At 72.4% G+C, this 21,078-nt stretch carries 17 protein-coding genes and 1 pseudogene; 10 read left to right on the top strand and 8 right to left on the bottom strand.

The features are described from left to right. A partial coding sequence (locus E1166_RS20140; protein ID WP_243710448.1) for a lytic polysaccharide monooxygenase occupies positions 1-674 on the bottom strand: 674 nt, incomplete at its 3' end. A 901-nt stretch (positions 675-1,575) separates the two neighbouring features. On the opposite strand from E1166_RS20140, the gene E1166_RS20135 reads away from it, so the two are divergent. The 9 genes from E1166_RS20135 to E1166_RS20095 all read left to right on the top strand — a co-directional run bounded on the left by E1166_RS20135 (position 1,576) and on the right by E1166_RS20095 (position 12,902). Beyond that, positions 1,576-3,705 (top strand): hypothetical protein, encoded by a 2,130-nt coding sequence (locus E1166_RS20135; RefSeq protein WP_132340968.1) that lies wholly within the window; start codon positions 1,576-1,578, stop codon positions 3,703-3,705. A 47-nt stretch (positions 3,706-3,752) separates the two neighbouring features. After that, positions 3,753-5,456 carry a GT4 family glycosyltransferase PelF gene (pelF, locus tag E1166_RS20130; RefSeq protein WP_132340966.1) on the top strand — a complete coding sequence of 568 codons (1,704 nt, stop codon included), beginning with the start codon at positions 3,753-3,755 and terminating at the stop codon, positions 5,454-5,456. Beyond that, positions 5,453-6,940 (top strand): hypothetical protein, encoded by a 1,488-nt coding sequence (locus tag E1166_RS20125; protein WP_132340964.1) that lies wholly within the window; start codon positions 5,453-5,455, stop codon positions 6,938-6,940. The genes pelF and E1166_RS20125 overlap by 4 nt, the downstream gene beginning before the upstream one ends. Positions 6,941-6,977: 37 nt before the next feature. Continuing rightward, a complete protein-coding gene (locus tag E1166_RS20120; protein ID WP_243710447.1) occupies positions 6,978-7,760 on the top strand; it encodes a sugar phosphate nucleotidyltransferase in 783 nt (260 codons plus the stop codon). Then, positions 7,757-8,653: an NAD(P)-dependent oxidoreductase gene (locus tag E1166_RS20115; protein WP_132340960.1), complete on the top strand. Its 897-nt coding sequence runs from the start codon at positions 7,757-7,759 to the stop codon at positions 8,651-8,653. The genes E1166_RS20120 and E1166_RS20115 overlap by 4 nt, the downstream gene beginning before the upstream one ends. Further along, positions 8,650-9,738 (top strand): endo alpha-1,4 polygalactosaminidase, encoded by a 1,089-nt coding sequence (locus E1166_RS20110; RefSeq protein ID WP_243710445.1) that lies wholly within the window; start codon positions 8,650-8,652, stop codon positions 9,736-9,738. The genes E1166_RS20115 and E1166_RS20110 overlap by 4 nt, the downstream gene beginning before the upstream one ends. Before the next feature lie 85 nt (positions 9,739-9,823). Further along, complete coding sequence (locus tag E1166_RS20105) at positions 9,824-11,248, top strand: nucleotide sugar dehydrogenase (protein ID WP_132340958.1); 1,425 nt, start codon at positions 9,824-9,826, stop codon at positions 11,246-11,248. Beyond that, positions 11,245-12,210 carry an NAD-dependent epimerase/dehydratase family protein gene (locus tag E1166_RS20100; protein ID WP_132266938.1) on the top strand — a complete coding sequence of 322 codons (966 nt, stop codon included), beginning with the start codon at positions 11,245-11,247 and terminating at the stop codon, positions 12,208-12,210. Before E1166_RS20105 ends, E1166_RS20100 begins: the two co-directional genes overlap by 4 nt. After that, positions 12,210-12,902, top strand: coding sequence for a hypothetical protein (locus E1166_RS20095; RefSeq protein ID WP_243710444.1), 693 nt, complete (start codon positions 12,210-12,212; stop codon positions 12,900-12,902). The genes E1166_RS20100 and E1166_RS20095 overlap by 1 nt, the downstream gene beginning before the upstream one ends. A 92-nt stretch (positions 12,903-12,994) precedes the next feature. Here the strand turns inward: E1166_RS20095 and mnhG are convergent, their stop codons facing one another. From mnhG to E1166_RS20065, 6 genes are read right to left on the bottom strand one after another with little or no spacing between them, the layout of a single operon-like run. Then, a complete protein-coding gene (mnhG, locus tag E1166_RS20090; protein ID WP_132266934.1) occupies positions 12,995-13,402 on the bottom strand; it encodes a monovalent cation/H(+) antiporter subunit G in 408 nt (135 codons plus the stop codon). Continuing rightward, positions 13,399-13,662: a monovalent cation/H+ antiporter complex subunit F gene (locus tag E1166_RS20085; protein ID WP_132340954.1), complete on the bottom strand. Its 264-nt coding sequence runs from the start codon at positions 13,660-13,662 to the stop codon at positions 13,399-13,401. Before E1166_RS20085 ends, mnhG begins: the two co-directional genes overlap by 4 nt. Then, entirely contained in the window at positions 13,659-14,279 is a 621-nt protein-coding gene (locus E1166_RS20080) for a Na+/H+ antiporter subunit E (RefSeq protein WP_132340952.1), read from the bottom strand. Before E1166_RS20080 ends, E1166_RS20085 begins: the two co-directional genes overlap by 4 nt. 11 nt (positions 14,280-14,290) lie before the next feature. Further along, positions 14,291-15,862: a Na+/H+ antiporter subunit D gene (locus E1166_RS20075; protein ID WP_132340950.1), complete on the bottom strand. Its 1,572-nt coding sequence runs from the start codon at positions 15,860-15,862 to the stop codon at positions 14,291-14,293. Beyond that, on the bottom strand, positions 15,859-16,323 hold the full coding sequence (locus E1166_RS20070) for a Na(+)/H(+) antiporter subunit C (protein ID WP_132340948.1): 465 nt from the start codon (positions 16,321-16,323) through the stop codon (positions 15,859-15,861). The genes E1166_RS20075 and E1166_RS20070 overlap by 4 nt, the downstream gene beginning before the upstream one ends. Further along, a complete protein-coding gene (locus E1166_RS20065; protein WP_132340946.1) occupies positions 16,320-19,154 on the bottom strand; it encodes a Na+/H+ antiporter subunit A in 2,835 nt (944 codons plus the stop codon). The genes E1166_RS20070 and E1166_RS20065 overlap by 4 nt, the downstream gene beginning before the upstream one ends. Positions 19,155-19,326: 172 nt before the next feature. On the opposite strand from E1166_RS20065, the gene E1166_RS20060 reads away from it, so the two are divergent. Further along, positions 19,327-20,754 (top strand): serine/threonine-protein kinase, encoded by a 1,428-nt coding sequence (locus E1166_RS20060; RefSeq protein WP_243710443.1) that lies wholly within the window; start codon positions 19,327-19,329, stop codon positions 20,752-20,754. Between the two features lie 21 nt (positions 20,755-20,775). On the opposite strand, the pseudogene E1166_RS20055 reads toward E1166_RS20060, so the two are convergent. Further along, positions 20,776-21,078: pseudogene (locus E1166_RS20055) on the bottom strand (hypothetical protein); the annotation flags it as partial.

Below are 21,078 nucleotides of genomic sequence, written 5' to 3'. Positions count from 1 at the left end.
GTCGTGGTGGGCGGGGTGCTCGGCCCGCCGCCGAACTCGACGTCGCTGCACAGGTAGTACGACTGGTCCGCGTGGCTGGCCTGCCAGATGGTGTAGACGATGTGCCGGCCGGTGCGGCCCGGCGCGTCGGCCGGGATCTGGATGGACACGCCCTGGCTTTCGCGGGTCCACCGGGAGGCGGGGGTGTTGCCGATCTGGCCGACCAGTTCCAGGTCGCTCCAGGCCAGCGGCTTGGACAGGGCGTTGAATCCCTGCCTGGTCACGTACACCCGGATGTAGTCGGCGCCGTGGCTGGCCTGGTCCCAGAGCTTGACCCGGAAGTTGGTGGCGACGGTGGTGGTTTTCCATGCCCCGACGGCGTCCAGTGAGTTGTACCGGCCGTCGCCGGTGCGGCCGGCGCTGCACAGTTGGCCGTCGGGGATGGCGCCCTGGTGGTTGCCGGCGACGCCCTCGCGGTACAGGCCGTTCCAGTTCCACATGGCCGAGGTGTTGTGCTGCCAGGCCTGCCAGCACATCGGGTCCTCGGTGGCCATCCGGGGATTCTGGAAGTCGTTGCCCCACCGCTGCCAACAGCCGTAGTTGCGGGACGCGGGGTCGACGACGGATCCGTGGGCGGCGGCCGGATCGGCCAGGGTGGTCAGCAGCAGTACGGCGACCGTGCCGACGGTGGACAGCCACGTCGCCAGGTGGACGCGACGCGAGCGGATGATGGTGGACACAGAGCCCTCCAGGGGAAGAGGTCGGACGACGACGCCCGGACGACCGGGAGTTGCCCCGCTCCCGTGCCGGCACGTGTGGCTCCCGCTGCGGCTCTGTGGGACAGACTCCCACAGGCATCGAGACTGGTCAATTGATGGGTGTCTGGCTGTCGGCCTCGCCGGTCTTCGTCCGGAACCGGCGGCTCCTGGCTCTGCTTGAGCGCGTCCGCGAAGGGGTCGGCGGGCGCGTTGGCAAGTTGCATTCGGCAATTCCGGCGGCCGGAATTCGCAATTTTGCCGCAGTCGCCTACGGGGTCGGTGGTGGAGTCGGCCGTGCAGTTGATGTCCTGTCGAATCCGGTGGTGCCGGCATCGCCTCGGAAGTTCTGCCGCAAAAAGCAGACCTCATCCCGACGGCACCGAGTCGGCCTCGCGGCGGGGAGGGTCGTGCCGGGGTCACGGCAATGGGCGGAACGTGTGATTTTTATTCCCCGTATGGCCGGGTTGGTCGCTCGTCAAACCTCGCTGTCGGGTAACCGACAGAATGCGCTCCGTTACCTTGCCTCGTGTGTGGCAGGTGGGGCGGATGGTGCCCGGGGCGGTGCCGAAGGTCTGTCGCCAGCGCCACGAGGTGGCTCCTAATGCGCATCTGCGAGACTGCTCGCGTTGCCGTACCTACCATGCAAAATCCAACGAGGTGCCGCATCTCCGGCACGGCCGAAAGTGTTTCGCTACCATTCTCCGGGGCTGACGTCAATGTTGTTTGCGCAACAACCAGCGCACTTTTCCGGCGGTGCACCAAATTGGCGTACATCGCTCTCTGAGCAGTGGTCCATGATGGACCACGACTCGGTCGTCTCCACATCGGAGGTCAGTAGATGGTCCCCACCGGACCTGCGCGCCGCGCCACCCGACTCGTCCTCGCCGGGCTGACCGCACTCGCGGTCGTGCTGGGTACCCAGGCCCCCGTCCATGCTCGACCCGCGCCCGTGCCGAGCCAGCCCTTCACCGCACCAGGAAAGGCCGCCGACCAGAAGCAGGCCCGGCCCGGCCCGCTGCCCACCCGGTCCGGCACCGTCCGGGTCACCGCGCCCCGGCCGACCGCGAGCAGCAGCGGCGTCGGCACCCAGGCGGCCAACGACCGCGTCGCGCTCCGGGCGCTGATCGTGGCCACCAATCCGGAGGACTTCGGCGTACCCACGCTCAAGACCACTCTCGACCGGGTCGGCGCCGCGTACGACGTCCTCTACACCGCCACCGAGACGGTCACCCCCAGCACCCTCGTCCGCCCCGACGGCGTCGGCAGGTACAACGCGATCCTGCTCACCAACAGCATGCAGCTCTACCCGTCCGGCGGTGCCTACCTCAGTGGCCTGACCCCCACCGAGTGGAACACCCTCTGGGCCTACGAGCGCAACTTCCGGGTCCGGCAGGCTGCCCTCTACACCAGTCACGGAACCTGGCCGGAGGACTACTGCCTCACCTCCAAGGGCGAGGCCGCGGTCGGTGAGACGCCACTGCCCGTCTCGCTCACCAGCGCCGGCGCGGCGGTCTTCGACTACCTTGCCAGCACCGCCCAGATCCCCGTGACGCACTCGTACGTCTACCGCACCGCGATCAAGGCCGGCTGCAACGCCGAGGCACTGATGACCAACGGCTCCGACGTGCTCGCCGTGCGCACCACCTCCACCGACGGTCGGGAGCGGATGGCCCTGACCTTCACCTCGAACCAGCACCTGCTCCACTCCGACCTGCTGGTCTACGGCCTGTTCCGGTGGACGAGCAAGGGCCTGTACTTCGGTGAGCGGAAGCACCACCTCAACGTCGACATCGACGACTGGTTCAACGCCTCGGACCACTACCACGAGGACGGCACGGTCGAGTACACCCCCGGCTACCAGGTCACCGGACACGACGCGGTCAACCTCGCCGCGCGGCAGACCGCGCTGCGGGCCGCGCACCCGAAGGCGGCCGGCTTCACCTTCAACATCGCCTACAACGGTGCCGACATCGATCCGTTCGCCGGTGACGCGTGCAGCCCCGACGGCGACGCCACCACGCTGACCGCCACCACGAAGTGCCTCAAGAACAGCTTCCGGTGGATCAACCACACGTTGAACCACCCCGAACTCAACCAGACCGACTACACCACGACGTACAACGAGATCAACGACAACCGGACGGCGGGCGCCTCGATCGGGCTCAACGTGCCCACCAGCGCCCTGAAGACCCCCGAGTACTCCGGCCTCGGTGTCTACAACGACGACCCGGACAACGACACCGGCCCGCCCACCGACCACGGCCTGGAGGCGTCCAACCCGGCGCTGCTGCAGGCCGCGGCGGATCTCGGCATCGACGTCCTGGCCGGCAACATGTCCTTCGCCAGCCACGTTCCCGCGCACCTCAACGCCGGCAGGATGCACCCGCTGAACCCGGGCATCCTGGTCATGCCGTGCTGGCCGACGAACATCGCGTACCACACCACCACCCCGGCCGAGCAGACCCACTTCTACAACTCCTTCTACGGCCCCAACGGGCACTTCCCCTACTGGCCCACCGACCGCACCTACGCCCAGGTGCTCGACTACGAGACCGGCGTGGCGCTGCAACACGTGGCATCCGGGTCGATCTACCCGCACACCTTCCACATCGCGAACGTGCGCGACTACGGATCCGGCAGGACCCTGGTCACCGACTGGGTGGAGGAGGTCGTGAACAAGTACGACTCCTACTACTCGGTGCCGCTGCTCAACTCGGCCTGGCCGGACATCGCCGCGTACGGCAGGGCGCGTACCGCCCACTTCGCCGCGCTCGGCGCCGGTGTCGAGGCGGTCTACGACCGCAGCGCCGGCACCATCTCGGTGACCTCGCCGGCGGCCGGCACCGTGCGGCTGGGTGGCGTGACCGCGGCCACCGCGGGTGCCACCGCGTACGGCAGCGACGTCAGCGTCCCGGTGACGCTCGCCGCGGGCACCACCGTGACGTTCGACGCCGCTCCCCGCCCATGACCTCCGGCGGCGACACCCGGTGACGAGAAGCTGAACGGGGGCACCCGGTGAGGATCGCACTGGTCTCGGAAGGCACGTACCCCTATGCGATGGGCGGCGTGAGTGTCTGGTGCGAGCAGCTCATCCGTGGAATGCCGGAGTACCGGTGGGAGGTCGTGGCGCTCACCGTCGACGGCAGCGAGAAACCGGTCTTCGACCGGCCGGCGAACCTGGACCGGGTGCACTCGATCCCGCTGTGGGGCGGACGGCCGCCGGGCCGCCGCCCCCGGCGCGGGATACCGCTGCCGTCCGGACGGCCCGGTGCCGGATTCATCGAGTCGTACGAGGTGTTCCTGCGGGCGCTGGTCACCCCGCTGGAGTCGACGCTCTCCCCGGCCGGCGAGGTCAACCGCAGCACCTTCCTGCTGGCCCTGCGGGGCATGTTCGAGTACGCGGCCACTGGCGGTGACCTGAGCGCGGGCCTGCTGTCCAACCAGGCCCTGGGGATGATGCTGGACGCCTGGCACGCCCTGCGGGCCGACGAGATCGGGCCGGCGCTCACCGTCGCCGACGCGCTGGAGGCGGCCTGGCTCATCTCGCACATGCTGCGCCCCCTGAGCGCGCCGCCGGTCCGGGCCGACATCGTGCACTCGTCGATGAACGGCCTCGCCGCGCTGGTCGCCATGACGGCGGCGTGGTCCCACGGCACCCCGTCGGTGCTCTCCGAACACGGCATCTACCTGCGGGAACGCTACATCTCGTACCTGCACGACACCGCGCCGCACGCGGTGCGGGTGCTGGTGCTGAGCTTCTTCCGTTCCCTGGCCGGTGCGGCGTACCTGGTCACCGACGCGCTGGCGCCGCACTCGCAGTACAACCGGCGCTGGCAGTTGCACAACGGCGCCGATCCCGAGCGGATGTGGACGATGTACAACGGCGTCGACCCGGACGACTTCCCTCCGGCGGTCGGCGAACCGGAACTGCCCACCATCTCGTTCATGGGTCGCATCGACCCGCTGAAGGACCTGCACACCCTGATCCGCGCGTTCGCTCTGGTCCGCGCCGAGATCCCGGCGGCGAGGCTGCGCATCTTCGGCGGCACGCCAGCGGCCAACCAGGTCTACCACGCAAGCTGCCAGGCACTGATCGACGAACTCGGGCTGACCGGGCACGCCACGCTGGAGGGTCGGGTCGGCAGCGCGGTCGAGGCGTACCACGCCGGCAGCCTGGTCGCGCTGACCAGCATCTCCGAGGGCTTCCCCTACACGGTGGTGGAGGCGATGGCCTGCGGACGGCCGACGGTGTGCACCAACGTCGGAGGCGTCGCCGAGGCGGTCGGCGACACCGGGATCGTCGTCGCGCCACGCGACGTCGCCGCGGTGGCCGCCGCCTGCGTGCGGCTGCTCAACGACCGGGAACTGCGGCTGCGGCTCGGTGCGGTCGCCCGGGCCCGGGTCCTGGAGCGGTTCACGCTGCAACGCTCGCTGCAGGCCTACCGTGACATCTACCAACGGCTCACCGTGCCCCTGGCGGCGTCCCCGCCCCGGCGGCATCTGCGGGGCCAGGCCCAGGGCCGGGTCACCGTCCCGAACCAGGCGATCCGGCCCGGTGTGGCGGCCGTTCCGGCCCGGGTGCCCCGCCAGCGCGGACCCGAGCAGCACTCCTGGGCGGCCGCGGTGCCCGTCCCGCCCGGTGGGCCCGGCCGAGCCGAAGGCCCGGCGGAGCACCCCGGCGGAGTCGGCACGCTGCGATCGGTCGGCGATCCGCGATGACCCTCCTCAGCGACGACGACACCGGACCCGTCTGCGCCCCAGCGGCCCCCGCCGACGAGCCCGAACGCACCATCCTGCTGCCCAGGATCTCCACCGACCCGGTCGACGAGCTGGTCGAGCGGGTCCGGCCCCGGCTGGGCCGGGCGGTCGACGCGCTCCAGGTCGCCGCCGCGCTGGAGGCCGACGGGCACACCGACCGGACCGCACAGGTCGAGTACGGCTACCGCGACGTCTTCACCCTCGCCACCGAGGTCTTCCAGCGGATGGGGCCGCCGTTGCCGGAACCCGACGAGGCCGCCGTCGCGGTGGTGACCGGTGGCCGGTGGGCCGGCCTGCGGCCGGTCCTGCACGGGCCGCTCTACCTGCTGCCCAGCGCCGCCTTCCCGGCCGTGCTGATGGCCGTCGGGCGGCCGGGTCTGGTGCTCGGGATGGTTCTCGCCGGAACCGTCGGCTGGATCTGGTCGGGCGTGGCCGCGTACCTCGCCTACCGGCTGCTCGGTCACGGCCGGCCGCGCGCGGCGAGCCGGGTGCTGCGCTGGGCTGCGCTGACCGGGCTCCTGCTCGGGGTGGTACTCGGTGTCGCGGTGCTGCCGCTGGGCGGACTGCCGCTGGCCGTGATGATGGTCCTCCAGGTGTCGTACCAACTGGCCAGCACGCTGCTGATCTTCTACCGGCGGGAGGCGTGGCTGGCCGCGGCGATGATCCCGGCCGTCCTGTTCGGCACGGCCTATCTGCTCGTGGGCGGTGCGGCCCAGCGGTGGGCTGTGCTCGCGGCGGCCGGCTCCGTGCTGGCGGCGCTCGCCATCGCCCTGTGGGCGGCCCGGCCGACCGGCGACGCCGAGGAACCGACGCCGCCGACCGGGCTGCGTGCCCAGACACCCGCGCTGCTGGGCATCGCCGGCTACGGGCTCTGCGCGGCGGCGCTGCTGTTCCACGCGCAGGCGCCGTACCTGCTGACCCGGTTGGACATCGTGGCGGCCGCGGTGCCGTTGCTGCTGTCCATGGGGTACGTCGAGTGGCGCACCGGCCGGTTCTGGCCGGACATGGTCGCGCTGTCCCGGCGGGCCCGCCGGCCGGGGGAGTTCGTGGCCGGGGTGTGGCGCACCATCGGCCGGGAGTTCACGGCCTGCCTCGCGGTGCCGGCCCTGCTGGGCGCGGCGCTGCTGGCCGGCCTGGCCCAGGTGGGACTGCTCTCGGCCGCCGGAGCGGTGATGACAGCCGCGCACGTCGCGCTGGCCGGCGCCTACTACCTGGCCTTCCTCCTGGCCGGACGGGGCCGCTACGGCTGGCTGTGCCTGTCCATGGCGGTGGTGATCGCGCTGCACATCGGAGTGGGCGCGCTGCTCGGTGTGGCGCCGTTGCTCGGGCAGGGCGGCTCCGCCCTCGCCGACACCTCGCTCTACCTGGGCAGCGTCGTGCTGCTCCAGGCGCTGTTCGCGCTCGGTCTGCTTCCGGTCATCGGGCAGATCCGGCACTACCGGTAGTTCATCCGAGACCATTGGGGAGGTCTGGTTGCACGCGGTGATCCTTGCCGGCGGCAAGGGGGTTCGGTTGCGGCCGTACACGACGGCGCTGCCGAAACCCCTGATGCCGATCGGCGACAGCCACTCGATCCTGCAGATCGTGCTCGACCAACTCGCCTCGCGCGGGTTCACCTCGGTGACCCTGGCGATCAACCATCTCGGCCCGCTGATTCGGGCCTACGTCGGAGACGGACGCCGGTGGGGCATCGCCGTCGACTACGTCGAGGAGGAACGGCCGCTGTCCACGGTCGGTCCGTTGTTCGGGCTCAAGGACCGGCTGCCCGACGAGTTCCTGGTGATGAACAGCGACGTCCTCACCAACCTGGACTACGCCGACCTGCTGCGCGCCCACACGCTCTCCGGGGCGGGACTGACGTTGGCGACCTCCGAGCGGGTGCACCGGATCGACTTCGGGGTACTCGACGTTGACGCCGGGCACATCGTCGGATTCCGGGAAAAGCCGACCCTGCGCTACCCGGTCAGCATGGGTGTGTACGCGATGTCGCGTAAAACGCTCGCACCGTACCCGCCCGGGCTCTCCTTCGGCTTCGACCAGCTGGTGCTGGATCTGCTGGCGGCGGGGCAGCGTCCGGCGTCGTACCCGTTCGACGGGTTCTGGCTGGACATCGGGCGACCCGAGGACTACGACGAGGCGAACCGGGCGTTCGCGCAGCTCAAACCGATTCTGCTGCCGGCGCCCCGGACGCCCGCCGACCCGGTGGCGGTCGACCCGGTCGCCACCGAGCGGGCCGGCACGGCACCGGCGGGAGGGCGGGCGTGACCCGGGTGCTGCTGTTCGGGGCGTCCGGCTTCATCGGTACGCACGTGCGTCGCGCACTGGAGTCGGACCCGCGGATCACCGAGGTGGAGTGCCCCGGCCGGGCCACCTACGACCTGCTGCACGGCACCCCGGAAGGGCTGGCGGCGTTGCTGCGCACGAGCGCTCCGGACGTCGTCGTCACCTGCGTGGGTGCCCTGGCCGGTTCCGTCGGGCAGTTGGTCGCGGCGAACACCGTGGTCGCGGCGAAGCTGCTCGACGCCGCCGCCACGGCAGCCCCCCGGGCCCGGCTGGTCCGGCTCGGCTCCGCCGGCGAGTACGGCGTCGTGCCGAAGGGGGTTGCGGTCACCGAGGAACAGCCGACGCGGCCGGTCAGCGCCTACGGTGTCAGCCACCTGGCCGCGACCCGGCTGTTCCAGCTCGCCGGCGAGTCCGGGCAGGCCGATGCGGTGTCGCTGCGGGTCTTCAACCCGATCGGCCCCGGCATGTCGGAGGAGAACCTGCTCGGCCGGGCGGCGGCGCGCATCCGCCACGCGGTGGCCGGTGGCGTCCCGGAGATCACCCTGGGTCCGCTGTCGGCGTACCGGGACTTCGTCGACGTGCGGGACGTGGCCGCACTGGTCGTCGCCGTGTCGCTCGCACCGCAGCTGCGGTACCGGGTGTTCAATGTCGGCAGTGGTCGGACGGTCACTGCGCGTGATGCCATCGAGTTGCTGGCCGCCATGGCCGGGTACGGCGGCCGGATCCGGGAAACCGGCACCGGGCCGCAACGCTCGACCGCGGTCGACTGGATCCAGGCCGACGTCAGCCGGGCACGCCGGGAGTTGGGCTGGGCACCGGGCCGCGACCTGGCCACGTCGATGAAGGACATCCTGGCCGCCGAGGAGGCGCGATGAAGCACGGTCCCTGCTGCGGCGGAGAGCCCCGGCGACGGTGGCCGATGGCCACCCGGGCCGGGGCGACCATGCTGGTGATGACCGTGGTGGGCGGGCTCGTCGCCTGCGGGTCGCAGACCGGACCGCAGGCGAAACCCACCCCCGGCACCGCCACCGCCTCCGGGCCGGGTGCCAGCGCCCCCGCCCCGGGCGGCACCGTCGGCTCCGGGGCACGGCCGAGCCACCCGGCCACCGGCGCGCCGGGCGGCGGCGTCCGCACACCGCCACCGCCCAGGACGGTCACCTCCCTGGCCTACCAACTGCAGGGGTACGCCGATGGCCGGCTCGACGCGCTGGCCCGCGAGCCCCACCAACTCGCCGTCATCGATCTGGCGAGGGACGCGCACACCGACTGGTTCACCGCCGCCGAGATCACCGCGCTGCGTCGTAGCGGCAAACGGGTGCTGGCGTACTTCGAGATCGGCAGCCTGGAGAACTTCCGCCCGGAGTATCCGGTCATCCGCCGCACCGCCCCGGACCTGTTGGCCAACGAGTGGACCCAGTGGCCGGGCGAGTACTTCGTGCAGTACTGGGACGCCCGCTGGTGGGACCGGGTGGTGCGACCCCGGGTGGACCAGGCGCTACGCGCCGGCTTCGACGGGGTCTACCTGGACACCCCGCTGGCCTACGAGGAGATCTCGTTGACCCACACCCGGGGCCGGGATCGGGCGCGGCTCGCCGCCGACATGGTCGCGCTGATCGCCCGAATCAGCACGTACGCCAAGGCCCGCCGTCCCGGCTTCCTGATCGTCCCGCAGAACTCGCCGGAACTTCGCGAGCAGCCGGGCTACACCGCCGCCATCGACGGCATCGGGATGGAGGAGCTCTTCTACCTGGCGACGGACGAGCCGTGCACCCGGGACTGGTGCGCGACGAACCTGGCGCACACCCGGGCGCTGCGCGACGCGGGCAAGTTCGTACTCGCCATCGACTACGCCGTACGGGCCGAGAACGTGCGGGCGGCCTGCCGCCGGTACCGCGCGGAACGGTTCGCCGGCACCGTCACCGTCCGGGAAGTCGACCGGCTCACCGCCCCCTGCGGCTGAGCCGCGCCGTCGTGGGCGGCCGGCCGCCCACGACGGACGGTCCGCCGTCGCGCGGGCCACCCCTCCAGCAGAAAGGACGAGACGAATGCGCACAAAGGTCGGGGTCGTCGGCCTGGGCTACGTGGGGCTCACGCTCACCGTCGCGCTCGCCGAGAAGGGCTTCACCGTCTACGGCGCGGACGTGTCCCCAGCGGTCCTGGTGTCGCTGTCCCGGGGCCGGCCGCACATCTTCGAGCCCGGCGTCGAGGAGATTCTCGCCGCCCACGTCGGCCGGGACATCCACGTCGCCGCCGAACTGCCCCGCGACACCGTCGACGTGGCGGTGATCAGCGTGTCGACGCCGGTCGACAACATCACCCACCGACCGAACCTGGCGAACCTGGCCGCCGCCGCCCGCGCGGTCGCCGCCACCTGCCGTCCGGACACGCTGGTCGTGGTGCGCAGCACGGTGCCGGTGGGCGCCAGCCGCCGGGTGGTGCTGCCGGAGCTGCGGGCCGCCTGGGGTGAGCAGGTCCGGCTGGTGATGGCGCCGGAACGCACCATCCAGGGCCAGGCGCTGCGGGAACTCGTCGAGCTGCCCCAGGTGGTCGGCGGTCTGGACGCCGCCAGCCTCGCCGCCGGGGTCGAGTTCTTCGGCGGCCTGGCGCAGACCCTCGTCCCGGTCAGCGGCCTGGAGACCGCCGAGCTGGTGAAGCTCTCCAACAACTGCCACACCGACCTGATCTACTCCTTCGGCAACGAGGTCGCGCTCATCGCCGAACGGCACGGCCTCGACCCGCTGGAGGTGATCAGGGCAGCCAACGTCGACTATCCGCGTCCGGACCTCGCCAAACCGGGATACGTCGGCGGCGGCTGCCTCTCCAAGGACCCGTACATCATGATCGACAGTGCGGGCGACCGCGCGCCGTTCCTCGTCGGCCAGGCCCGGCAGCTCAACGAGTACCTGCCGGTGCACGTGGCGGAGACCGTGGTGCGGATGCTGGTGCAGGCGCGCGGGCACAGCCGGGGGGCGCGGCTGGCGGTGCTCGGGTGGGCGTACAAGGGCTGGCCGCCCACCGACGACATGCGCGGCACCCCGATCGCCACCATGATGCGGGTCTTCTCCGCTGCCGGCGTCACCGTCCTCGGCCACGACCCGATGGTGACCGACGACGTCATCCGCCAGTACGGGGGCGAGCCGGTCGGGGTGGACAAGGCGTTCACCGACGCCGACGCCGTTCTGATCATCAACGACCACCCGGACTACCGGGCGATCCGGATCCCGGAACTGCTCGGCGAGGGCCGGCCGGCGTTCATCTACGACTCGTGGCGGGTGCTCGACGCCGACGCGGTCACCGCCGCCGGGATCCGCTACGCCGGCCTCGGTTACCTTCCGCCCGCCCCGGAACCCGCACCCGCCGCGGCGTCCGCCACCCCGACGGCGTCCGCCACCCCGACGGCTTCCGGCGTGCCGGCGGCGTCCGCCACCGTCGCCGGGCCGGCCCTCGCCGGGGAGGTGGCGCGGGCATGAGGGTGCTCCTGCTCGGCGGGGCCGGCTTCATCGGCCTGCACCTCGCCCGCCGCCTGGTGTCCGACGGGCACCAGGTGACGATTGTCGACGACTTCTCGCGCGGCCGCGACGACGCCGACCTCGACCGGCTGCGCGGCGAACCGGCCGTGCGGGTGGTCTCCGCCGACCTGACCGCCCCGGACACCTGGGCCACCCTGCCGTCGGGCTGGGACCAGATCTACCTGCTCGCCGCCGTGGTCGGCGTGCGTAACGTGGAGCAGGACCCGGCCCGGGTGGTCCGGACCAACACCCTGGTCGCACTGCACCTGCTCGACTGGGTCGCCCCCGGCGAGCGGGTCTTCTTCGCCTCCACCAGCGAGGTCTACGCCGGCGGGGTGACCGCCGGGTGGGTGCCGGTGCCGACGCCGGAGAGCGTGCCGACCACCATCTCCGACATCACCGCGCCCCGGTTCGCCTACGCGGCCAGCAAACTCCTCGGCGAGGCCGCCTTCCTGCACACCGCCCGGGCCCGGGGCTTCGACACGGTGGTCGGCCGCTTCCACAACGTGTACGGCCCGCGGATGGGCGCCGACCACGTCATCCCGGAGATGTCCCTGCGCGCGCTGCGCGGCGTCGACCCGTTCCCCGTGCCCGGCGCCGACCAGTACCGGGCGTTCTGCCACGTGGACGACGCGGTCGAGGCCATGCTGCGGCTGATGGCCAACCCGGCCGCGGCAGGGCAGATCGTGCACATCGGCAACGACCGGGAGGAAACCAACATCGGCGACCTGGCCAAGCTGGTCCTCACCGTGGCCGGGGTGAGCCCGGTCATCGAGGCGGCGCCGGCACCGCCCGGTTCGGTCGCCCGCCGCTGCCCGGACCTGTCCCTCCTGCGGGCGCTGACCGGCTACGAACCGGCCGTCAGCCTGGAACAGGGTGTACGGAGCACCTTCTCCTGGTACCGGGAACACGGGGGGCGGTGATGAGCCGGCGCCCCATCTGCTTCTACTACGGCGACGGGCGGCTCGCCGACCTCGCCGGTTACCTGCGGGTGGTCCTGCAACCGGGCTTCTACCGGCCCGCCGAGCTGCGGCACCTCGCGCAGCAGGGCGTGCAGACCCTCGGCTACCTGTCACTGTCGGAGGACCAGGGCCCGCCCGCGCCCTGGCAGCGCCAGGAACGCAACCCCGACTGGGGCGGGGCGTTCGTCCACGTCGACCATCCGCTGTGGGTGGCGCACGTTGTCGGTGCGGCCAAGGCGGCGATCGCCGGTGGCTTCGCCGGGCTCTTCCTGGACACGCTCAACGTCGAGCTGACCTACCCCGAGGACGTGCCGCACCTGCTCACCCTGATCGCCGCCGTACGAGAGGAAGCCAGGCCAGCGTACCTGCTGGCCAACCGCGGGTTCGGCATGCTGCCCCGGCTGGCCGAACTCGTCGACGGCATCGTCTTCGAGTCCTTCTCGGCCCGCTGGACCGACGACGGCTACGCCCCGTGGCCGCCGGACGTGCTGGAGTTCCACGCCCAGATCGCCGAGCAACTGCTCCGGCTGGAGCTGGACCTGTACAGCCTGGACTACGCCGACAGCCCGGGGTTGAGCGACTTCGCCGAACGCCGTGCCCGCCAGTTCGGTCTCCAGTCCTTCGTCAGCGACCGCGCACTGTCTCGTACCTGACCCCGCTGCCTGCCCGTCGAGCCCACCTGCCACCGCCCGGCTCGGCGGGCAGGCGCGGCCCGGAGGACCAGCCGGCGCAGGCGGTGCGGGCCTCAGCCGCGTCCCGGCGCCGAGGCCGCGTCGGACACCTCCGGACGGTCCGTGCGGTCGGCGCGGATCCGGTCGATGTGCGCGGCGAGTTCGTCGGTGAGCAGCAGGTCCCGGCGGATCTCGTCGTGCGGGTACGCGACCCGGCCCACCATGTGCGCCGCGACCGGGGCGGTGGCCAGCTGGAAGACCCCGACGAGCACGAGCGTGGTGATGTCCACCCCGGTACGCAGTCGCAGCGCGCACCCGAGCAGGACGAGCAGCAGCCCGAGGACCTGGGGCTTGGCCGCCGCGTGCATCCGGGAGAGCAGGTCCGGGAAGCGGATGAGGGCGACGCCGGCGGCGAGGCTGAGCAGCGCGCCGGCGATGAGGCAGCCGGCGGCGACGATGTCGAGAACGGCGTCGAGGGTCATTCCGGATCTCTCCGTACGGCGAAGCGGGCGACGCTCACCGAACCCACGAACCCGAGCACGGCGAGGACGACCAGTACGGGCAGGGCGGTGGCGTCGCGGCTGTAGGCGGCCTCGGTGGCGATGGCGGCGACGATGATGGCCAGCAGGACGTCGGTGGCGACGGCCCGGTCGAGGATCGACGGCCCGCGGATGATGCGCACGAGGGTGAGCCCGCTGGCCACGGTGAGCAACGCGGTGACGGTGACGGCGACGACGGTCACGTCGGTGTTCCTTCCAGGCGGGTCGGCTCCGGTGGGCCGGCGGGGTCGGCCCCCGTCACGCGGCGTCGTTCCTCGGACGAACCGATGGCGGCGACGATCCGCGCTTCGAGGTCCAGCACGTCGCGGCGGAACCGCTGCACCTCGTCGAGGGTGCGGACCCCGAGGACGTGGACGTACAGGGTGCCGGTCCGCCGGTCGGCTTCGAGGATGAGACTCCCGGGCACGAGGGACAACGCCTCGGCGGTGAGGGTGAGGTTGAGGTCGGTGTTCACCCGCAGCGGCACGGCGATGATCGCGCTGCGTGGCGTGTGCCCGAACCGTAGCGCCAGCCAGGCGATCTGGACGGAGGCGACCACGAGGTCCCGGAGAAACCGCGACCAGAAGCGGGCCAGCGGTACCGGACGGATCCGGCCGGCGAAGGTCACCGGCGGCAACGGGAAGACCGTCAGCAGCACGACGGCGACCAGCAGGCCACCGATCAGGTTAGCCCAGGTGAAGCTGCCCCACAACAACACCCAGACCAGGACCAGGCCGGTCACGGCGACGAGCTGGTTGCGTCGTCGGGCTCGGCGGGTCAGCGGTGGGTTGGTCGGCTCGGCGGGGCTCGCCGGGGTCATCGGGGCACCGGTCACGGGGCACCGTCCGGAAACACGGCCTCGACGTACGGGGTGCGGCGCAGCAGGTCGTCGGCGGCGTCGGTGCTGAGCGCGAACAGTGGCCCGGCCGCCACGGTCAACGCCAGCCCGAGCCCGACCAGTACGGCGGTGGGCGCGATCATCAGCCGGGGCAGTACGGCGACCGCGTGGGGAGCGTCGTCGGGCGGCTGCTCGGCGCCGGCGGTACCGGCCGCCCGGGCGGCGTCGCCCGGAGCGGGCATGTCCGGGTGCGGCGCGCGCCAGAAGGCGAGATTCCACACCCGGGCGATGGCGTAGAGGGTGAGCAGGCTGGTCAGCAGGCCACCGGCGACGAGCGTCCAGGCCAGTGGCCCGCCGTCTGCCACGCCGGCCTGGACCAGGCCGAGCTTGCCCAGGAACCCGGAGAACGGCGGGATGCCGGCCAGGTTCAGGGCGGGTACGAAGAACAGCACCGCCAGCAGCGGCGACACACGCGCCAACCCGCCGAGGCGGTCCAGCGCGGTGCTGCCGCCCCGCCGCTCGACCAGGCCGGCGGCGAGGAACAGGGTGGTCTGGATGGTGATGTGGTGCACCACGTAGAAGATCGCCGCGGACAGGCCGAGCGAGGTGGTCAGGCCGACGCCGAACAGCATGTAGCCGATGTGACTGACCAGGGTGAACGACAGCAGCCGCTTGATGTCCGACTGGGCCACCGCACCGAGGATGCCGACCACCATGGTCAGCGCCGCGGCCACCAGCAGCAGGTCGGCGGTGCGGCCACCGGGAAACAGCAGCGTCTCGGTGCGGATGATCGCGTACACGCCGACCTTGGTGAGCAGGCCGGCGAAGACGGCGGTGACCGGAGCCGGCGCGGTCGGGTAGCTGTCCGGTAGCCAGGCCGACAGCGGGAACACCGCGGCCTTGATACCGAAGGCCAGCAGCAGCATGGCCTGCAGGACCAGCCGCAGGTCGTCCGGCAGGGCGTCGAGGCGGTCGACGAGCTGGGCCAGGTTGAGGGTGCCGGTCGAGGCGTAGACCAGGCCGATGGCCACCAGGAAGATCAGCGACGAGAGCAGGCTCACCACGACGTACGTGGTGCCGGCCCGGATCCGCGTCTCGGTGCTGCCGAGGGTCAGCAGCACGTAGCTGGCGACCAGCAGGATCTCGAAACCGACGTAGAGGTTGAACAGGTCACCGGAGAGGAACGCGTTGCACACGCCGGCGGTCAGCACCAGGTAGGTGGGGTGGTAGACCGACAGGGGCGTCTCCTCGTTGCCGTCGGCCATGCCCTGCCCGATGGAGTACACCAGCACGCAGAGGGTGACCGCCGCCGAGACGACGAGCATCAGCGCGGCGAGCTGGTCGGCGACCAGCACGATGCCCAGCGGCGCGACCCAGCCGCCGACCTCGACGACCAGTGGCCCGTGCAGCGACGACCGCACCAGCAGCGTGCCGGCGACCGCCACGGTGGCGGTGAGGACGGTGAGGCTGACCCACCGCTGGGCGTACGGCCGGCCGGCGAGCAGCAGGGTCAGGGCGGCGCCGAGCAGCGGCATCACCACCGGCAACGGGACGAGCCAGGTCATGCGCGTCCTCCCGGCGCGCCGGTGGCGGCCACCTGCTCTTCGGCGGGGTCCGACGCCGGGTCGTCGTCCCCGGCCTCGACGTCCGCGGTGCCGGGGCCCTTGTCGCGGTCGGCCAGCTCGACGATGCGGCGGTCCTCGACGTCGTCCTGCACCTCGTCGTGTCCGTTCAGGTGCCAGCTACGGTAGGCCAGGGCCAGCAGGAACGCGGTCATGCCGAGGGTGATGACGATGGCGGTCAGCACCATCGCCTGGGGAAGTGGGTCGGCCATGTCCTGCTCGGCGGTGGTGCCGACGATCGGCGCGCCACCGGAGCGGCCCCCGGTGAGCAGGAGCAGGTTGGCTCCGTTGCCGAGCAGGATGACGCCCATCAGTACCCGGGTGAGGCTGCGTTCCAGCAGCAACGTGACCCCGGCGGCGACGAGGACGCCGACGACCAGGACGTAGCTCAGGTTCGGGCTCACACCAACTCCTCCGTCCGGTGGCCGGCCGGTTCGCTCTCCCGCTGGTCGGTCTCCTGCTGGCGGTCCATCTCCGCGCCGAGGCTGCGCAGGATGTCCAGGACGAGGCCGACCACGATCAGGTAGACGCCGACGTCGAAGAAGACCGACGTGACGAAGTGGACATGCCCCAGGACGGGCACGTGGAAGTCGAGCAGGGCGCTCTGCAGGAACTCGCCGCCCAGCACCATCGCGGCGAGGCCGGTGCCGACCGCGACGAACAGCCCGGCGCCGAGCACCAGGCCGGCGTCCACCGGGGCCGCCCCGTTGAGTTCGGTACGCCCGCCCGCCAGGTACCGCACGGCCAGCCCGAGACCGGCGACCAGCCCGGCGGCGAAGCCGCCGCCGGGGGCGTTGTGGCCGGAGAAGAGCAGGTAGATCGAGAAGAGCACGATGGCGTGGAACAGCAGGCGGGTCACGACCTGGAGGATGACCGACTGCTGTCGTGCGGTGGCCCCGCTGGTGAGCCAGCGCGGTCGCACCGACTCGCTGCGGCCGACCCCCGGAATGCCGCTGCGCAGGTCCAGGTCCCGGGAGTGGCGGAAGATCAGGCTGGCCACCCCGGTGGCGGCCACCACCAGCACCGCGATCTCGCCCATGGTGTCCCAGGCCCGGATGTCCACCAGCGTCACGTTGACCACGTTCTTGCCGCCGCCGTAGGAGACGGCCTCGGCGGGGAAGCCGACCGAGATCGGGGTGGCCACCCGGGCCCCCGCCGCGACGTACGCCATTCCGGCCGCGACCACACCCACGACGACGCCCAGCGCGATCCGGCCCCGCCGGCCGGCCCGGGTGGGCCGCTCGGAGAACGTGGCGGGCAGCCGGCGCAGCACCAGCACGACCATGACGATCGTGACGGTCTCCACCAGGAACTGGGTCAGCGCCAGATCGGGGGCGCCGTGCAGGATGAACAACAGTGCGGTGCCGTAACCGGTCACGCCGACCAGGATCATCGCGGTCAGTCGGCGCCGGGCACGGGCGGCGGCCACCGCGGAGACGACGACCACGGCGGCGGCGACGGCCTGCAGGGGGGTGTCCCAGAGGTGGAACCGCCGGGGCCACGGCACGCCGGCCAGTAGTGCCCCGCCCGGCAGGACGACCAGCACCAGCAGGATGACCCCCAGGTAGAACGGAAGGGAGCCGCGCTGGGTGGCGCCGGTGAGTTCCACCGCCGCCCGGTCGACGCCGCGGGCGAGCCGGTCGTGGACGGTGGCGCCGTCGAAGGGCAGCCGGACCAGGCGCGGTTGCCGCCGGTGCAGCAGCAGAAACACCCCGACACCGGCGGCGATCGCCAGGACGGAGAGGCCGAGCGCGGGAGTCAGCCCATGCCAGAGCGCGAGATGGTAGCCGGGCCCCGCGCCGGGATACAGGTCCGCGTACGGGGCGAGCACCCGGTCCACCGCCGGAGCGAGGGCGCCCGCCGCCAGGCCGGCGACGGCGAGCACCGCGGCCGGCCCGAGGAGCGGCCACCCGACCGGTCCGGGCCGGGCCGGCGGTACGTCGGGCTTCACGGTGAACGCGCCCCAGAGGAAACGCAGCGTGTACGCGACGGTCAGGGTCGAGCCGACCAGCACCCCGCCGAGCACCACCAGTTCGGTCGTGCCGCCGTGCAGGAACGCCTCGACCGCCGCCTCCTTGGCGACGAACCCGGCCATCGGTGGCAAACCGGCCATCGAGGCGGCGGCGAGCCCGGCCACCGCCGTCAGCGCCGGCGCCCGCCGGCCCAGCCCACTGAGTTCGCGCAGGTCCCGGGTGCCGGCGACGTGGTCGACGACGCCGACCACGAGGAAAAGGGTGGCCTTGAACATGGCGTGGGCCAGCACCATCGCCACGCCGGCCAACGCGGTGTCCCGGCCGCCGGCGCCCAGGATCACCATCAGCAGGCCGAGCTGGCTGACCGTGCCGTAGGCGAGCAGCAGCTTCAGGTCGACCTGCCGCAGCGCCGCCCAGCCGCCGAGCAGCAGCGTCACCAGGCCACCGGCCAGCAGCACGGGCCGCCACGGCGTGGCTTCGGCCACCGCCGGCCCCAGCAGCGCGACGAGGAACACCCCCGCCTTCACCATCGCCGCGGCGTGCAGGTACGCGCTGACCGGCGTCGGCGCCGCCATCGCCCCCGGCAGCCAGAAACTGAACGGGAAGATCGCCGACTTGCTCAGCGCGCCGAGCAGCACCAGCACCAGGGCGACCGTGAGGTAGCCGCCGTCGGGCAGGTTGTCGGCGACCTCGGACCACCGGTACGTGCCGGCGTGCTGCCCGAGCATCACGAACCCGGCGAGCATCGCCAGCCCGCCCAGGGTGGTCACCAGCAGCGCCCGCATCGCCGCGTGCCGGCTGGCCCGCCGCGTCGGGTCGCTGCCGATCAGCAGGTACGAGAAGACGGTCGTCAGCTCCCAGAACACGTACAGCAGCAGCAGGTCGTCGGAGACCACCAGGCCGAGCATCGCCCCCGCGAACGCGACGAACACGGCCGCGAAGCGGCCGAGCCCCGGATCGTCGGAACGGAAGTAGTGCGCGGCGTACACCAGCACCAGGGCGCCGACCCCGCCGACGAGCAGCACCATCAACCAGGACAGCGTCCCCATCCGCAGGGCGATGTCCAGGCCGAGCTGCGGAACCCAGGTGACCGTCTCGACGACCGGCGTGCCGGAGCGAACCGTGCCGGTCTGGGTCAACGCCCAGCCCAGGGCGGCGGCGGGGACGCACGCCAGCAGGTGCAGCGCGCGCCGCCCCCAGAGACGTACCAGCGCCGGAGCGACCACGGCTGCAAGCGCATGGACAGCCACCAGTGCCAGCACACACCCTCCCCGGAGATCGACAGCTGGTGGCCCCAACCGTAGCCGCAGGAGGCGTCGCCGGCATCTCGCGTGACCGGCGTCGATGTGCCACGGGTGACCTGTCGTACCGGCGGCAGGCCCGTCCGGGCGGCGGTGGCGCGCGTGGGCGGACCGCGGCGGGTAGCGTGCACCTGTGCAACCACCCTCCGGTGCACGACCGGTCGAGATCGGCGGATGCCGGATCGAGCGCCTGCTGGGCGCGGGCGCGTTCGCCACCGTGTGGCTCGGGTTCGACCCCGCTCTGCGGGACTGGGTCGCGATCAAGGTGCTGGCTGAGAACTGGGCCAACGACCTGCGGATCCGGGAACGGTTCAGCCTGGAGGCGCGGCTGCTGCGGCAGGTGGACAGCCCACGGCTGATTCGGGTGCACACGGTGGGCGAGCTCGCCGACGGACGACCGTACATCGTCATGGAGTGGGCCACCGGCGGTAGCCTGCGCGACCTGCTGGAGGCGGGGGACGTCTACGCCGACACGGCCTTGCGCATCCTGTGCCAGGTGGCCGCCGCGGTCGCCGATCTGCACAGCCGGGGCATCGTGCACCGGGACCTGACGCCGGGCAACGTGCTGCTGTGCCTGCCGCGGCCCGGCGACACCACTGCCGCCACCGCCGGCGGACCCGCGCCGCCGGACCCGCCCGCCGTACCCGCCGCCGACGCGGATGCCTGGTCGGGCGGACGAATCGTGGTCGCCGACCTCGGCCTGGCCAAGGCGATGGCCGCCGCGTCCGGGCTGACCGCCCGCGCCGGCACCCCCGGCTACATGGCCCCCGAGCAGGACGACCCGTCGTCGACCGTCGACGAGCGGGCCGACGTGTACGGGCTGGGCCGGCTCGGCCTGCGGCTGTTCGGCTCGGCCGGGCCGTCGGCGGGCGTGGCCGCCGTCCTGACCCGGGCCACCGCACCGGCGCCGGCCGACCGGTACCGCGACGCGGACGCGTTCGCGCGGGCGCTGGCCGAGGCGGTCACCTCCGGTGACCGACCGGAGCGCCGCCGCCGGCGGCGGGGACGTCACCGGCGGGTGGCCCTCGCGCTGGTCCTGGCCGCTGTCACGGCGGCCGGGGTGGTGGCGGTCGACGTCTGGCGGGACCGTCCGGTCGGGGTGGCCACCGACGCCAGCGGGCGGATCAGCGTACGGCTGCCGCCCGGCTGGCGGGCGGAGGGCGCCGGCTGGGCGGGCCGCCCCGCGTCCCGCGGCGGCCTGGCACCGGCCATGGTGATCTCACCCGACCCGGGGCACTGGGTCACCGACCCCGAGGTGCCCGGCGCGTTCATCGGCCTGTCCGACACCCGGGAGGCGGCCACCGACCCGGCCGCTTTCCTCGCCGGACACACCCACCCGCGGTGCCGCGCCGACCCGGTGCGGACCGCCCGCCGGGCCGACCTGGAGTGGACCATCGCCCGGTACGCCGGATGCCCGGCCGGCAAACCGGTCATCGTCGAGGCTGCCGCCCTGCTCACCGGCGGTGCCACGCTCGCGTACGTGCAGGTGACCCCGCCGGACGGGGCGAGCGTGACCTTCGTCGACGACCTGCTGGACTCGATGGCGCTGCGGGCGGGATGACCGCCCGCGACGCGAAACCGGTCAGCGGACGACGACCCGGATCGTGTGTGCGCTCGGATACGTCAGGGTGATCGACACCGTGCCGGTCTCGACCAGCTGGCAGTTGTAGATGCCGGCCTCGTAGCGGCAGACCGCCAAGCCGGGCGGCGTCGCGGTCAGCTCCTCCGGGCCGACGTTGCGAACACGCAGCACCCCGCCGACCGCGATACACAGCGACCGGGGCCGGTCGGCGGTGTCGGCGCCGTCGATCTCGTACACCACGGGGCCGAGACAGGCCGAGGTGGTACGCGGTGGTGTCGTCGGGCGGGTCGTCCTGGTGGGGGC

This window comes from Micromonospora sp. KC213 (assembly GCF_004348325.1).
In the GTDB taxonomy this organism is placed as follows: Bacteria; Actinomycetota; Actinomycetes; order Mycobacteriales; family Micromonosporaceae; genus Micromonospora.
Note: the sequence above shows the minus strand (reverse complement) of the source record. Positions and strands in the feature narration are given on the sequence as shown.

Excerpts from the sequence above, each read along its gene's own strand:
- E1166_RS20135 (WP_132340968.1), top strand. The coding sequence starts at position 1,576 with ATGGTCCCCACCGGACCTGCGCGCCGCGCCACCCGACTCGTCCTCGCC.
- E1166_RS20125 (WP_132340964.1), top strand. The coding sequence starts at position 5,453 with ATGACCCTCCTCAGCGACGACGACACCGGACCCGTCTGCGCCCCAGCG.
- E1166_RS20110 (WP_243710445.1), top strand. The coding sequence starts at position 8,650 with ATGAAGCACGGTCCCTGCTGCGGCGGAGAGCCCCGGCGACGGTGGCCG.
- E1166_RS20105 (WP_132340958.1), top strand. The coding sequence starts at position 9,824 with ATGCGCACAAAGGTCGGGGTCGTCGGCCTGGGCTACGTGGGGCTCACG.
- E1166_RS20100 (WP_132266938.1), top strand. The coding sequence starts at position 11,245 with ATGAGGGTGCTCCTGCTCGGCGGGGCCGGCTTCATCGGCCTGCACCTC.
- E1166_RS20095 (WP_243710444.1), top strand. The coding sequence starts at position 12,210 with ATGAGCCGGCGCCCCATCTGCTTCTACTACGGCGACGGGCGGCTCGCC.
- mnhG (WP_132266934.1), bottom strand. The coding sequence starts at position 13,402 with ATGACCCTCGACGCCGTTCTCGACATCGTCGCCGCCGGCTGCCTCATC.
- E1166_RS20080 (WP_132340952.1), bottom strand. The coding sequence starts at position 14,279 with ATGACCCCGGCGAGCCCCGCCGAGCCGACCAACCCACCGCTGACCCGC.
- E1166_RS20075 (WP_132340950.1), bottom strand. The coding sequence starts at position 15,862 with ATGACCTGGCTCGTCCCGTTGCCGGTGGTGATGCCGCTGCTCGGCGCC.